Raw genomic sequence first — 14,851 nt, forward strand, 5'->3', positions numbered from 1 at the left:
TTAATTTTTAATTAATTCCATGTCTAGACCGGCTTTGTATATGGCGATTACTAATCATGGCTTTGGTCATGCGGTGAGGATGGCTTCAGTCGCCGCCGCGATCGCCCAACGGCAACCTGAAATCCTCCTGATTCTGGTCAGCACCGTGCCCCGATGGTTGCTGGAGTCCTATATTCCCGGTGACTTTATCCACCGTCCCAGGGGGTTTGATGTGGGGGTTATCCAATCCGATAGCCTGAAAATGGATAAACAACCCACCTTAGAAAAACTGAAAGAGATTCGCCAAAATGAACGCTCAATTATTGCCGGAGAAGTGAATTTTATTCGCCAAAATCGAGTCGGTTTGGTGTTGGCCGATTTACCCCATTTAGCCGTAGACATTGCCCATAATGCTGGTCTTCCCTGTTGGATGATGGGAAATTTTGGCTGGGATTTTATTTATCGCCCTTGGGGAGGGGAATTTATGGAAATAGCGGATTGGATTAGCAGTGCTTATCGTCAGTGCGATCGCCTGTTTCGACTGCCGATCCATGAACCCATGAGTGCCTTCCCAAAAATTGTTGATGTGGGGTTAACCGGAGGCATTCCCCGATGGACTCCGGAGCAGTTGCGCCAACAGTTACAGATTTCGTCTCCCCAAGAACGGACGATTTTATTAACGTTTGGGGGGCTGAGTCTGCAAGCGATTCCCTATGATACCCTGAAAGACTTCCCCGATTGGCAATTTATCACTTTCGATGCCCAGGCTCCGGATCTGCCCAATTTGATGCAAGTGAGGGGAAATGAATATCGACCCGTCGATTTTATGCCGATTTGCGATCGCCTGATCTCCAAACCCGGATATAGTACCTTTGCTGAAGCTTTGCGCTTAGGGACTCCTGTTGCTTCCTTAACGCGAGATGGATTTGCCGAAACCCCGGTTTTAATGGCAGGATTACAAGATTATGGCCACCATCAGATTATTAGCCCAGAAGCCTTTTTTAGCGGAGATTGGGGCTTTTTGCACCAAGCTCCCACTCCTCCCAGAACGGATTCAAGGTTGGATAAAAACGGCAGTGAGGCGATCGCCCAAGCCATTATCAACTATTTTAGGGATAATGAATAATTGAGGATTTTCCCCATTTGCCCATGACTTACTATCAAACCCAACTCCAGATCAAAACCACAGGCAAAAACTTTTCCCCCATCACCTCTCAAGTTAAACAAGTGGTCAAAGAATCCGGCATTCAAACCGGATTATGTACCCTGTTTTTGAGGCACACTTCCGCCAGTTTAGTCATTCAAGAAAATGCCGATCCCGATGTTTTGCGCGATTTAGCTAATTTTTTTGCTAAATTAGTTCCTGAAGATGGGATCAGCTATATTCATGATGCCGAAGGGCCGGATGATATGCCAGCCCATATCCGCAGTGTATTAACCAAAACCTCAGAACAAATTCCCATTCATCAAGGGCGCTTACTTTTAGGCACTTGGCAAGGCATTTATCTATGGGAACATCGCAGTCGCAATCATCATCGAGAACTGGTGGTTCATATTAGTGGAAATTAGCTTGTGTTTTCTCCTCTTTTGCTCTAAAATGATAATCATTCTACCGAAACACTCTTGGGTTGGCCCCATATCCCCTAACCAACCCCAAACCTAGAGTGCCTCAGAACACAGGAGATTGAGCTTGAGCGAACCCGTATTGGAAGTTGAAGGCTTAATTGTCGATCGCGATCGCACCCCCGGAGTCGTGCGAGACGTATCCTTTACCTTGTCCCCTGGTACAGATACCGCCCTAATCGGCCCCAATGGAGCCGGAAAAAGTACCCTCATTCAAGCCATTTTAGGCATTTTACCCCGGAAATCCGGCAAAATTTCCATATTAGGAAAACCTCTAACTTCTCAAGGCAAACTACCCGCACACATTCGCCAACAAATTGCCTATTTACCCCAAAACTTTCTCTTCGATCGCCGTCTTCCCCTAACCGTCGCCGAACTGGTAGGCTTAGGTTGGGATAAATTGGGTATTCAATGGCCCTGGTCAGGTTATCGAGAGCGCCGCCAAGCCGTCCGAGAGAGCCTTTCGCGAGTCGATGCCTGGCATTTAAAAAATAAACCCATCAGCCAACTTTCTGGCGGCGAAACCAAACGAGTCTTGTTAGCTTATTGTCTCGCCCGGCCGCGAAAACTACTCATTCTAGATGAAGCCCCTGCGGGGTTAGATATTAGTGGAGAAGCGGAATTTTATCAACTGCTCGAAGACCTAAAACAAGAATATCATTGGGCAATTTTACAAATTTCCCATGATTTAGAGATGGTGAGAAAACAGTGCGATCGCGTCCTGTGTCTCAATCGGACTTTGCTCTGTCAAGGCACACCAGAAACTACCCTCAGCACGGAAAACCTCATTGCTGCTTACGGTTCTGCCTTTGCTCGCTATCACCATCATCACTCTTGCCCAAAGAGTACAGAGTAAAAAATTATTGATTATGGTATTAGAAACGGAATTATCACGGGCGATCGAACTCTTCCAATTTGCCTTTATGCAACGGGCGCTCATGGGAGGAGTATTAATGGGAGTTATGGGAGGACTCTTGGGCAGCTTTACCATTTTGCGGCAACTCTCATTTTTTAGTGATGCTCTAGGGCACTCGGCCCTATTGGGATTAAGTTTAGGGCTATTATTAGGACTTAATCCATCATTTGTGATTTTGCCTTTTGCCGTTATTTTTGCCCTGGTGGTTAATACTTTTCTAGAACGTACCCAACTGTGGACGGATGCTTTACTCAATATTGTTTATTCCTCATCCTTAGCCCTTGCAATTATTACCCTCAGCCTGATTGGGCAATACAAAGGGGGCATCAATAACTTACTGTTTGGTGATATTTTAGCCCTGCAAAACTTCGATCTGATCCTTAGTGCCCTTCTGTTATCGATCTGTGTCGGATTTATTAGCTTAACTGTGCGAACTCAGATGATGGTTACGCTTCATGAACCGATGGCGATCGCCCGTGGTGTCTCCGTCCAGGCCCATCGCACCGCCTTTATTGTCCTCCTTTCCTTAGTCGTCGGCGTTGCGATCAAGGCGATCGGAGTCCTATTAGTGAGCGCTTTTATCGTCATTCCCGCATGTTGCGCTCGCTTACTGACTCACAACTTCACCACTTATGCGATCGGTTCTGCTGTCGTTGGTGCGATCGGCGCTCTGGGTGGCATTGTTCTCTCGGCTCTATTTAACCTCCCGTCCGGCCCCAGTATTGTGATCGTACAACTGGCATTGTTCTTGAGTGCGATCGCTCTGTCCCAATTACAGCGCTTCGCGCGGCAGAAGGGTAATGGGTAATGGGGAGCGCAAGTTACAGCGCTTTTCGATAATTTTAATCGCACAGAGATACTCTCTCTTGTTGACCCGTGGGATTATTCTGTAAATATCCTTGTAACCATTCACACCCGGTTTCTAACAACTGGTCAAGTTCCAACCGATCCAAATGCCATAGGGTAACCCGTCCATCTCCCCCCACAGAAATCAGGGTTTTGCCATCAGAGGTGAAACTGAGTCCATTAATCGAACGGTGGGAACTTGCGGTCAGCAGATGCAGTAAGGTTCCATCTTTGCGCCAGAGGCGAATGGTGTTATGGCTGGCGGACGCTAATCGTTCTCCATCTGGGCTAAAAACAACACTGGTAACCGTGTTTCCCTGATGTTCTAGGGGTTCAACCAAGAGTTGCCCTTGGCGGTTCCAGAGTTTGACTCGGCTATCATAACTAGCAGTGGCGATCGCCTGACCATCAGGAGCAAACGTTACCCCCCAAACTCCCGCTCGATGGCGCAGAGTGCCCACCTGAGTACCATCCGTGCGCCAGAGCTTCACCCGTCCCTCATCGCTGGCAGCAGCCACGAGCTGACCATCAGGGCTAAAACTCACCCAATTAATGGCAGAACTATCCGTAACCAACGTTTTCAATAATGTGCCATCTCTGCGCCATAACTTCACCGTATAATCCTTACTCCCAGAAGCAATCGTTTTACCATCAGGACTCACACTCACACTGAGAACCACATCCCGATGACCCTCCAGGGTTTGCAGCAGCTCCCCTTTCAGGTTCCAAACTTTGACTTGGCGATCGTCCCCTGCGGTCACCAACTGCTGGCTATCTGGGGTAAACGCCACCCCCCAAACCTGTCCCTGATGACCCTTCCAGGACTTTCGCACCTTCCCATCCGGCTGCCATACCGTAATCATGCCATTATCACCGATAGTGGAAATGTGCCTCCCATTCGGACTCACATTCACCCCATTGAGCGGCCCACCCCCGTCCCAGACCTCCATCAGGGCCTTATTCAAGCGCCACACCTTCACCGACTTATCCAAACTGGCCGAAACAATACGACTCCCATCTGGACTAAATCCCACCTTGGGAACCCAATGGCTATGACCAATCAAAGTTTTTTGCAAACTCCCATCCAACCCACTCCAAATCTTAATCGTCTTATCCTTACTAGCCGTCACAAACTGTTGACCATCGGCCCTAAATTGCACATCTAAAACTGTATCCTCATGAGCTTCAATTTCAGTAATTAACCCCTCCTCAGTCCAAAAACTCACCATTCCTTTTCTCTGGCCCGTTTGTCCTTCAATTACCTGGCCAGCCACCGCTAAAAGTCCCTCTGACGACCAACTCATACTATACACTTCTTGCTCACTCACAAAGGTTTTCACAAGCGTTCCATCCAAGCGCCAAAAGCGAATTTTACGGTCTAAACTCGCCGTTGCTACCAACTGACCATCAGGAGAAAAGACCACACTTAAAACTGAAGAATCATGAGGTAGAGTCACCAGCTCGGAGCCATCTTTACGCCAGAGTTTCACCGTTTTATCCCGACTCGCTGAAGCAATTAACGGATTCTGTGCATCTAGATTTGCTGCTAGGTCAATAATTTGGTCAGTATGGCCCTGTAATTCTATATATTCAATCCGCTCTAAGTTCGCTACATTGCCTAAATCGGAAAACTTGCCTAAATTCCACAATTTAACGCTACGATCCCAACTGCCAGAGGCTAACCATTTTCCATTCTCCAGAAATGCCAAACTGGTAATTACATCCTCATGACCGGGAATCGTAAAACAAGGCTTTCCTTCTTCATCCCAAACGCGAATTGTGCTGTCTTCCCCTGCGGTAGCAATCACTTTTCCATCGGGGCTAAATGTGGCCGCATAAACTCCATCTTTATGACCCTGTAAGCGATTTTCTTCGCTAATTTTATAAACCGCATAGGATAAGGTTTTCTCAATGGTCTCGGACACCGATTGAGGTACAAAGGGTGTAATTTTGATTTGTTGTCCCGCTTTCAGTCCCGTGGTTAACCCTTCAATTTCCTTATTGAGTCCCACTAAGGCCTCGGAAGACGTGCCCAAGGTTCTAATCTGATTAATCACCCCATTCCAAGCAAATCCCGTTAACCCAACAATAAAACAACCCGCACCGACTAATAGAGAATTCAAAATAAGCTTGCGCTGTTTTTCGCTCTTTTTCTCTTTTTCTCTGGCTTGCTTTAATAATCTCAATAACTTGTTCTCTTTGCGTAATTTATCGAGGACAAATTGTCCTTCTGAAAGCCGTTGTTTTTCTTGATCTAGGGCTTCAGAGTCAGAAATAGCATGATTTTGAGGATTGGAAATATAATCAGCTAAGTCATTTTCTACCAGTTCATAGCGCTCTTGAGCCAATTGAGAAATTTCTGAGTTTTGATGAAGTAACTGGTCGATTTGTTTCTGGTTTTGGGCATTTTGTTTCTGAAGGTGCGATCGCTCCTGATTAATGGACTGTTTTTTCTGGGTTTGGATAAACTCAACCAGATAATCATGGATTAACTGATAGCGGGGTTCGGGTTGTTCGGGAATCAGGTAAATTAAGCCCGAACCGCAGAAAATTTCTAAAATTAGCGTCAGGGTTTCTAAAGTGAGATCGGAACCCATTTCCCCTAAAATTTCTGACCGGGTTTTTAGGGGACGATTGCTGTCTTCATCGATGAAAGTGTAAACGATTTTGCGAGCGTGATACTCATTCTTTTGACCACAATCCTTAATTACAGAGTCTAAGAAGTTCTGGACTAATTTGTGTTTGGATTCGACTTGACGATATTGTTCTAATGTGGTAATATTTAGGTCTTGCAGTTGAGAACCGACAATTTGTAATTCAATCGGTCGGACTTCGTTTGTACCCGCCGATAAATCATTGACTAAGGCTTCAATTAAATCATCATCGAGTTCAAATTGAGTGTGACGGGTCAAATTTTTAATCACTTCAAAGGTATGGGCTTTGGAGAAATTGCCCAAGGCATAGCGATTGCTTTTATCGAGTAAATTACAGGCGATCGCCTCCAGGGAAAGATGGCGTTCAATTTCTAGCAGATGATGTAAGTAATCTTCTCTAATCGAAATAATGATTTTTAGTCCTGATTGATGGAGACACTCTTCTAAAAAGCCATAAAACTCTTGTCGTTTTTCAGGATCGTTACAAACAAAGAAAAACTCTTCAAATTGGTCAAAGATGAGTACCGTTAACCCATTTTGATCGGCAATTTGATCGAAGGTTTGCAGATAGAGGTCTGGGGTGTAATCTGAGAGGTGAGTATGGCTAAATTGAAAGTGTTTCAAGGATTCTTTTAAGGCTTTGCCCAAGTTCACTCCCCAATCTGAATACACCCGCATCACTACCGGAATTGGAATTTGATCGCCGAGGGTTTTTCGATGGAGGGTAGGGACTAATCCGGCGTTCACAATGGAACTTTTTCCGACTCCAGAGGGGCCATGAATTACAGTGATTTTATAATCGGAACGGCTAATGCGATACAGCAGGTTTTGGACATCATTTTGACGGTTCGAGGTGGAGATAGCTTCGGCGACTCCCCCCACCTGTGTATCGGTTTCTATCGGATTGGCAAGGAGGGGATTTAAGGCTTGTTGAGTGGGTCTTAATTGGGCTGCACCGACAAAGGGACGTAATCCATACTGGGATTGGACGGCACGCTGTTCTTGTTTGAGTAAAAAGGCTTCTCGATAACAGTGTTCGTGGAAATAGAGCGATCGCACTCCTTCTAATAAGCGTAAATACCGGTGGGGGTCATGGCGAGAATTGCTTTGGGTAATAGCACGTTCTAGCTTCTGCTTTGCTTCATTTAATCTCTGATTCGCCTGTTCATACTGGTTCAGATGGCGCAAGCATTGGACGAATTGTAATTGAAATAACTGAGACCAGAGCAGAGGATATAATCCCTGGGGTAAAGGCTGCAAGCTCTTGTCCACAGTGGGGTCTGCTACAGAGTATAGGATTTCTAAACACTGCTCTAATCGCTCGCGAGCTGTTTCCCATTCTTCCTGTTCTAAAGCGAATTTTCCTAAAAATCCATAATCAAGGGCTAACTGCACGGGTAAGCCATACTGCTGATGTAAATCGAGGGCGGTTTGGGTAAACTCTAAAAGGGTTTCCCAGGCTTTTAAATGTTGCAAGACATCACTAACTTGTCCGGTAATTTGTGCCATTAAATCTTGCCGTCCAGCGTCTTGAAAGCACTGTATAGCCTGATGGAAATAATACCAAGATTGTTCCCATAAGTGTTTCTGTTCGGGGGTTTCTTGGGCGGGATAGAAGTAACAGAGTCCCAGGTAAAACAGCAGTAAACCTTGATGCTCTAAATTGGGGCTAGAGGATAAGTGTTGTTCATAATTTAAGGCAGTTTGATAATAGCCGATCGCAGCTTCAATCTGACCTTGCATCAGTCGGTCATGACCTAACAGAATCGCTACCCTGGCTTCTAAACCTGGATCAAAAACGGCTTCTCGGCGTTCTAGGGTGGAAAGGGCTAATTCTAACTCCTGGCGATGTTGACCGCATCCTCCCCGTTGGGGAGAAATAAACGACAGGGGAAACCCTAGCAGTTTTTTATGCTCGCGACTTAAGAGATTGTCGAGTAAGGTTTGTGCTTTCTGGATAATCAGGGTTGAGAGGGCTTGGGTGGTGAGATCGAAGGAGATGGGATTGGCGGCGAAATTGGCAAAATCGGGGGCAAGCTGCAAAAATTGATATAAGAGGCGATCGTTAACCCACAAAACTAAGGGACAATTAAGCTGTTTGCGAAATTCATCCCGGATAACGTTGGTGGAGGTTAAGATATCTTCTAAGTTAATGACGGATTCTAGACCTACAACCAAGAGTGCAGAGGGTTGGGTTTCAGTTAGGGCTAAATCGGCTTTAACGCTGTGATAGAGATGGGTAACATGGGGGGATAACTGCAACTGTCGAAAGGCTGGAAAATCGGGCGATCGCTCCTTTAAGACTTCAGATAACCGCTTCAACAGATACTCTCGCAGGTGTCCATAGTTACAGCGTACCAAAATTAAGGAAAATTGCCCTTGAGACAGGGTAATGGCTCGCGCCAACTGTTGCAGGGCCGGTTCATTGTCTATGAAGTCGCAATCTTGCCAGTGTTGTTCTGTGTTAACCATTGCTTGAACTTTTGATGCTCGCATAGGGCGGGATTGAGCGCAAACCAAGAGCCATCTGCATCTCGATATTCAAAGACAAACATACTGCGTAACAGGGTCAAGTATTCTAGGTCTCCCTGTACGCTTTGGTTATTGACCACGCGATACAAGAGTTCCCATTCTTCATCTTTAATGGAGGTGGTTAAATAATCTCGACGGTCTCGAATCACTGCCTCTAGTATATCGCGGGAAAAGGGTGGGTCTTCTTGTTGCAAACAACTAAAGAGCATTCCGAGTAGGTTTCGCATGTGACCCCCACTGACTTCACAGAGGCGGTCTAAGGTATGGGGGTGGTCAAAGAGGTCTAAAATGTGGGATTTTTGCTCTTCTAAGGTTTGCTCTGGAAAGGCACGGGTTAAGACCATATGGTGCAGGAGTTCCATTCCCTGGGGAAAGGGTTGGCTGCTGCGGGTTTTTACTGGAACCATGGGTAAGACTTTGGGGGTAATGCCTCCTCCAAGTCTATTTTTGAGGGTTTCGCATTCACTGGAAAAAATCAGGGAGAGGGGAATGGTATAGACGAGATGGCAGTTGAGTTGACGCAGTTGCGCTCCCCGGTCAATAAAGAGGTATTCGGGTAAGAGTCGTCCGGTGGGCCCGGCTTGATTGTGTACTCGGTCGAGGTTATCGATAATGACGACTAATCCTTTTTTCCCTTGCTGCTTGAGTTGTTCAGTGGCTACTTGCAGGAGTTCTCGGTTAATGGCTTCTAAAATACTGGCGGTGCGGGGTTCGAGATAGTTGCGAAGACGATGGCGCAGTTTTTGGCTTTCTTTGGTTTTGGCGGTAATTTTGGCGATACCGAGGGGAAGGGAGAATTCCATTTCGCCGCTACTGTTGGCGCTGAGGTCTCCGACTCCGGGAATGGAGGCTTCGGCATTAAAATCGATGGGGGTTTGTAGAAAGTCTACGGCATCTTTGAGTAGGGTTTTGAAGGTGCGCGGTTGCAGTTGGATGGAGTGCTGCTGTAACTGTTCGCTGACTTGACGGGCGATCGCCAATAAAATATCGGTAATGTCAATATCGCCCATATCTAGGTCTTCTGAGGACTCAAAGTAGACGACCTCAAAGTTTTCTTGCTCTAGCAAGGCTTTTAAGCGCAAGAGTTCGGTGGATTTTCCGCAGCCAATATGGCCGGTGAACAGTTGGCAGGTGGGGCGATCGGGGGATAGGGTGATGATGGTACGACCCAAGGCTTTGACGATTTTGCCCCCCCGCACAGAAGAAAAATCAATATAATAACGACGATTGTCAGGATCGCCTAGGTCTAAGGGTGTGGATGGATTACAGGCTTGGTAAAATTGCCCTAAATCTATGGTCATAAGTTCGTGTAGCGCTACGCGCTAGGGAATGGGGAATAGGGAATAGGGAATGGGGAATGGGAACATTGGGCCCCCAGTCAAGACCCATTGTTTCGGCTGTCGCCGACATGAAAATTGTTAATTGATACTAGCATCCTAACCAGGTACAATCTCCCCGGCCGCCTCGTTGATCTCTGGCTTCTGGAGTGACTAAGGGTTGTATTAGATTTGGGTGACTTGGATCTGAAGTCCAAAATGAATCTAAGGGTTGTTCAGATGAGAGGCGATCGCCATACAGAGAACTAACCCCTAAACAGAATACGATCGCGATCGGTGCAATTTTACGATGATTCCACATGATAACCTTCTCCTTCACCCCATCGATCGGGGAGTTCTATAGAAACTCAGGTACATTCAGCATGACCTAATTGACTATTCATCCCATCCTCACAGACTTCAGGAAGACCGGGTGCGGGTTGTTGTCTCTATACTCCTATAGACGATCCATCTGGTGTAAAAGTTCAGGATATTGTCATTAGAACCCATTCATTCAGCCAGGGGAGTGTCAACGCAGCCCTACTACAACTACAACAATTTTTGCAAAGCGACGGTAAAACCGGGAATCACATCTTCTCCTTCTAACATTGCATTCTCTGGATATTGGGTAATCGAACCATCAGCACGATAAACAAAAGCACGACGATTGATGCGATCGATTAACCATCCTAATTTCACCCCATTGTCGATATATTCTGCCATCTTTCCTTTTAACTTAGTTAAACTATCCGTCTTAGAACGAATTTCAATGACAAAATCAGGAACTATATCGCAAAATTCGTCTTCTCCAGTATCCCACCCCTCTGGTAGACGTTCTTGGGCAATAAAAGCAGCATCAGGAGAGTATAACGCACCGTTAGGAAGTATAAAACCTGTACTCGAACTAAAAACTTCTCCCAACTCATTAGAGTCTGCAAAGGCGAATAAATAGGCACCTGCTTTTAGTTCTCGATTACCCGAAATTTTTCCAGTTGGTGGCATTGTGATTAAAGTTCCATCGGCATTGCGTTCAAATCTCAGTTCGGGATTTTGGGAACTGAGTTGCATTAATGCTGCATCGGTAATGGGTTTAATGGCTAGGGTCATGGTAGCGCGATCGCATTGGTTTGCTTGTTTCCTCTCATATTAACGCTCTCAGGACTCTAGACCCTGGAGGGCATTGAACAGAGTCTTGAAATCTTACCTAAAAACCGATCGCGATACCTTAATCAATACTGCGACCATTGAAGACTTGGGGGGCTTCTCGTTTTGCTGGCGGGGCGGCGCTGGCTTGCCGTTGTTGCTGTTGATCTTTTTGAAAGTAATGTTGCCAGAGTTCGGGGGCGTTGAGGGTGTCGCCTCCGTGACGGGTGAGCCGTTGACGGATGCGACAGAGGACAGGAGTATTGACACAAGCTCCAGCAATGATGGCTTGACCTTTGGTGAGGGCGGGGAGTTCGTTGAGCAGGTCTCGTCCGGCTGCTTCTACGCCGTGTTTGAGGCTATCTTGGTCTACGGGGTTGATGATGCGGAGTAGAAATTGGCTCATGCATTGGGAGAGTACATCGGAGTCGAGTTTTCCGGGGCGCTGGGTGATCAGACCGACTCCGAGGCCAAATTTACGCCCTTCGCTGAGGATGGTTCGCAGCATGGCTTTACACCGGGAGGGTTCGTGAGCGGGGGCGAAGCGATGGGCTTCTTCGAGGAGAATGAAGACGGGAAAGGGAAGATAGTTGTCATCGCCGGGGAGAAGTTTTTGTTTTTGGGTGTTCATCCGCGCTTGATAGCTTTGGCGCAAAAGGGCGGCACAGATGACTTGTTGTTCTTCTTGGGGTATTTCGTTCATTTGTAGAACGGTGACTTGGCCGGGTTCAAAGAGGTTTTGGGGGGTGAGGTGTTTGTAGGCGTGGAAATGGGGCGATCGCTCTAAGCGTTCGAGTTTCCATTCTAGAGCAGGGGCTGAACTGCCGACTTTTTCGTTGCCTTCGTCGTCAGTTTGGCGATCGGCTTCATAGACGGCGGCAATGAGATCTTGCACATCCCAGCGATATTCGGAGTTTTTGTGTCTTTTGAGGATGTTAAAGGCTTTGCTGAGGATGGACTGTTGGCGATCGCTCATTGTCGGTAACAGCATCAAAATATCGTAGTAGTCCAAGGACGACAAGCGAATATGCACGTCTTCGGGCAGCAGAATTTTCACTTGGGGATAATAACCATCTTCACCCCGAAAAGCGGAATGCCCTTGTAAGTCGGCTAAGGTTCCATACTCTCCGTGGGGGTCGAAAATTAAGACCGGGGCGCGGTTGTGGGGGGCGAGAAATTCTTCGATCAGTACCCCAGCCGTGTAGGATTTTCCTGAACCCGTGCCCGCAAGAATGGCTAGGTGGGTACTGACTAATTCTTTCACATCTAAAACCACGGGCACATCGCCACCGGGACGCAGGAGAATTGACCCCATGTGGGCGCTACCGATTTCTGCTTGCTGTTTGCGGTTGATCGCGGACTGTAAGAGGCGATCGCTCGCCAACATCACTTTTGCGCCCGGATCGGGGGACTGGCGAGGGTTAAGAAATCCTAAGTTCGGGTGAAAATACCCAATCACGTCTACGGTGACCTCGTAGAGTTCGGGATTTTTATCTGTAAATCCCACTAAGGCGGCGATCGCCTCTGGACTGGTTTCTGGGTCGGCAAAGATGCGATCGGGAAAGTGATCGATTAGACTTATGTTTGAGATTTTGCCGAGAATTTTCTGAGTTTCATCCCCCGAAATCAACGAATAATAAACAAATTCTCCAATTTTGACTTGGCGATTATTCGTTGTAATAAACACATATTGATTTCCCGTTTCACCTGGGCCTTTCACTGTACCAATAATCTGGACAGAAGTGGTGGGCGGGAATTCTGGGGATTCTTGTACCTGGGTCATGGCCTAGCCTAGGTGGATTGTTTGCGAAAAGATTAAAAAAAGATAAAAAAGAGAGGCGCTTTTGAGGAAATGGCTTGCCTGGGAAAAAAGTTTGCGGAATTTTCGGATTTCTTTTGGTAGAACCGTATTGTACCCTGTAACTAGGCTTTGTGGATTAGAAATCCTCCCCAATGGATTAAAGAATTGGAGTTAGTTTCAACCCTTTTCTGTTGGCCATTGATCCATAGATCTCTCATTCGATCTTAACCCTTTTACGGTTTTTTTCACGAAAAAAAAGAGTGGGAGAACGGAAGCCGGGTTACTTTAGTACGCGGAGGAAGTTCGACTCAGGCGGTTTTAACCGCCGTGAATCTTAGAATAAACTTAGTTGCTCTCCTTCTGTTCCTTTAGATTTACGAGTACGTTTGATTTTAGTTTTGATTGTTTGAGTGGAAAACTCAGTAGTATTAAAGAGGTTAAGTTGAGTTGGAGTTATTGGTTTATTAATTGTGGGTTTAACAACCTTGACTTTTTGCTTAACCCATTCTCCAAATCCATAATTAAAACCATCAGATTTATGAGTATGTTCGCAATATTTATGACTAATACCCTGGACAAGTTCAGTTTTAGTTTTGATATTAAAACTGCCAGTTTTTCTAACAGCAACTCGACCGAGATAAGTGCCGATTTTCTTTCCTTTAGTTACAACAGCTTTAACCATGTCTCCAGTCTGAAAACCAAAGAAGGATTTCTGTCTTAATTTAGGTGCGCATCCAGGAAAACCGTACTTATCAGAATTAACCATCTGACGAGTACCTCTACCCATAGCTTTGATTAGCAAGGGTTGATAACCTTTAACATTTAAGCTGTTAGGAGTTGACAGGCCCACGCAGGCTGCATCAGTCCAATGAGATTTGCTGATTCCCAAACGCTTGCGATTAAATTTAGTTAATCCTCCAGAACCAATCTCAACTGGTAGTCCGGTAGCTTCGAGAATTTCCTTGAGTTTCCAACGAGTCGCATTAACAGCGGCAGCGTCAGCCAAAGGTTGTTTTCGTTGTTTCTCAATTATTGCTAATAAATTAGGTCTATCTGATAGAAAATCAGCAGGTAATTGATTGTCTTTTTTCTGATTACACTTTACACAACTTAAGACTAAATTGGAAACTCTATCGCTCCCCCCTTTCGATTTTGGATGAAAGTGGTCGAGATTAAAATGCCCTTCTTTAGTATGGCAATAAACGCAAGTTCTGTTAAATTTCTCAAGCAAATATTCCCTGACCTCGTAGCCAAATAGTTCACCTTTCTGGTATTCAGTTCCATTAATTTCTGGGTTGACCATTTTCTGACTATCAAACCTAACTAATTCCATACTGATAGCAGAAATTGGAGCTAATCGACATAGCTTTTTAACCCAAGATTCGATGTTATAAACTCTGGACATTAACGATGGAGGCAACCATCCTTTGGAGCGGCGGCGATTGAGGAAGCGTGGCTTACGGTAACGGGTCTTGCGGTTACGTCTTGACCTTCTTAACGTCCGACGGTCATTTAATTTCTCCCGAATCTGAAGCCCGCGATGCTCTAACTCAGCGCACCAAACGATATTAGTTTCAGAAACTATTGCTAAACCAGTAGTCTTAGCACCAGGGTCAATCTTTATTTTTAATTCCTTGGGTTCCGAAGTTAATTCCTCCTTCAAAATAATCGTAAACGGATACCTGCGAAATACTGCTGCTTTCCCTTGCTTTAATACCTTTCTAGCAACAGCCGGATGCACTGAATTGCAGGGTTTTCTATTAGTATCCAGTACAAAGACTGAATTGTTATTCATTGAAAAACTCCTATTTCTAGGGTAATGTTCGCCTTGCCAATGTTGCATCTCGGCACTTCCAAATAGCACCGCTTTACCCCTCGTAAACTTTTAACTATTTGGTTTCAGAAGCTCGGAACTGGCGAGGCATTCCAAGGTGAGAACTTTGGCTCTTAAATGCAACGTAGCCCTTTAGGGGCTTAGGCGGGTCAGCTACCTAAATTAACGAGGCAGTGAGCCGCCGTCTCTTTAGAGCGGGGTGCTGAC

The 14,851-nt window shown here is 46.0% G+C and carries 10 protein-coding genes; 4 read left to right on the forward strand and 6 right to left on the reverse strand.

The annotated features are described in order from the left end of the window. The first annotated feature begins 19 nt into the window (after positions 1-19). The 4 genes from PJF56_RS02075 to PJF56_RS02090 all read left to right on the forward strand — a co-directional run bounded on the left by PJF56_RS02075 (position 20) and on the right by PJF56_RS02090 (position 3,326). Positions 20-1,105 carry a hypothetical protein gene (locus tag PJF56_RS02075; protein ID WP_283760976.1) on the forward strand — a complete coding sequence of 362 codons (1,086 nt, stop codon included), beginning with the start codon at positions 20-22 and terminating at the stop codon, positions 1,103-1,105. 23 nt (positions 1,106-1,128) lie between these two features. Then, positions 1,129-1,548 (forward strand): secondary thiamine-phosphate synthase enzyme YjbQ, encoded by a 420-nt coding sequence (locus tag PJF56_RS02080; protein ID WP_283760977.1) that lies wholly within the window; start codon positions 1,129-1,131, stop codon positions 1,546-1,548. A 121-nt stretch (positions 1,549-1,669) separates the two neighbouring features. Further along, positions 1,670-2,458, forward strand: a complete 789-nt coding sequence (locus PJF56_RS02085; RefSeq protein WP_283760978.1) for a metal ABC transporter ATP-binding protein — start codon at positions 1,670-1,672, stop codon at positions 2,456-2,458. Positions 2,459-2,471: 13 nt separating this feature from the next. Next, complete coding sequence (locus PJF56_RS02090; RefSeq protein ID WP_283760979.1) at positions 2,472-3,326, forward strand: metal ABC transporter permease; 855 nt, start codon at positions 2,472-2,474, stop codon at positions 3,324-3,326. A gap of 34 nt (positions 3,327-3,360) precedes the next feature. On the opposite strand, the gene PJF56_RS02095 is transcribed toward PJF56_RS02090, so the two are convergent. The 6 genes from PJF56_RS02095 to iscB all read right to left on the reverse strand — a co-directional run bounded on the left by PJF56_RS02095 (position 3,361) and on the right by iscB (position 14,605). Then, positions 3,361-8,490 carry an nSTAND1 domain-containing NTPase gene (locus PJF56_RS02095; protein WP_283760980.1) on the reverse strand — a complete coding sequence of 1,710 codons (5,130 nt, stop codon included), beginning with the start codon at positions 8,488-8,490 and terminating at the stop codon, positions 3,361-3,363. Next, entirely contained in the window at positions 8,448-9,851 is a 1,404-nt protein-coding gene (locus PJF56_RS02100; RefSeq protein ID WP_283760981.1) for a P-loop NTPase fold protein, read from the reverse strand. Before PJF56_RS02100 ends, PJF56_RS02095 begins: the two co-directional genes overlap by 43 nt. A gap of 127 nt (positions 9,852-9,978) precedes the next feature. Continuing rightward, positions 9,979-10,188, reverse strand: coding sequence for a hypothetical protein (locus tag PJF56_RS02105; protein ID WP_283760982.1), 210 nt, complete (start codon positions 10,186-10,188; stop codon positions 9,979-9,981). Between the two features lie 227 nt (positions 10,189-10,415). Beyond that, entirely contained in the window at positions 10,416-10,973 is a 558-nt protein-coding gene (locus PJF56_RS02110; RefSeq protein WP_283760983.1) for a Uma2 family endonuclease, read from the reverse strand. Positions 10,974-11,091: 118 nt separating this feature from the next. Then, the gene (locus tag PJF56_RS02115) at positions 11,092-12,792 is read right to left on the reverse strand and encodes an ATP-binding protein (RefSeq protein ID WP_283760984.1); all 1,701 of its coding nucleotides are present in this window, start codon (positions 12,790-12,792) and stop codon (positions 11,092-11,094) included. Between the two features lie 352 nt (positions 12,793-13,144). Further along, complete coding sequence (gene iscB / locus PJF56_RS02120; RefSeq protein ID WP_283760985.1) at positions 13,145-14,605, reverse strand: RNA-guided endonuclease IscB; 1,461 nt, start codon at positions 14,603-14,605, stop codon at positions 13,145-13,147. Positions 14,606-14,851 lie beyond the last annotated feature (246 nt).

This window comes from Roseofilum halophilum BLCC-M91 (assembly GCF_030068445.1).
GTDB classification, from domain to species: domain Bacteria; phylum Cyanobacteriota; class Cyanobacteriia; order Cyanobacteriales; family Desertifilaceae; genus Roseofilum; species Roseofilum halophilum.

Bases quoted from the DNA above. Each gene is read 5' to 3' on its own strand.
- PJF56_RS02075 (WP_283760976.1), top strand. From the start codon at position 20: ATGTCTAGACCGGCTTTGTATATGGCGATTACTAATCATGGCTTTGGT.
- PJF56_RS02080 (WP_283760977.1), top strand. From the start codon at position 1,129: ATGACTTACTATCAAACCCAACTCCAGATCAAAACCACAGGCAAAAAC.
- PJF56_RS02090 (WP_283760979.1), top strand. From the start codon at position 2,472: ATGGTATTAGAAACGGAATTATCACGGGCGATCGAACTCTTCCAATTT.
- PJF56_RS02095 (WP_283760980.1), bottom strand. From the start codon at position 8,490: ATGGTTAACACAGAACAACACTGGCAAGATTGCGACTTCATAGACAAT.
- PJF56_RS02100 (WP_283760981.1), bottom strand. From the start codon at position 9,851: ATGACCATAGATTTAGGGCAATTTTACCAAGCCTGTAATCCATCCACA.
- PJF56_RS02105 (WP_283760982.1), bottom strand. From the start codon at position 10,188: ATGTGGAATCATCGTAAAATTGCACCGATCGCGATCGTATTCTGTTTA.
- PJF56_RS02110 (WP_283760983.1), bottom strand. From the start codon at position 10,973: ATGACCCTAGCCATTAAACCCATTACCGATGCAGCATTAATGCAACTC.
- PJF56_RS02115 (WP_283760984.1), bottom strand. From the start codon at position 12,792: ATGACCCAGGTACAAGAATCCCCAGAATTCCCGCCCACCACTTCTGTC.
- iscB (WP_283760985.1), bottom strand. From the start codon at position 14,605: ATGAATAACAATTCAGTCTTTGTACTGGATACTAATAGAAAACCCTGC.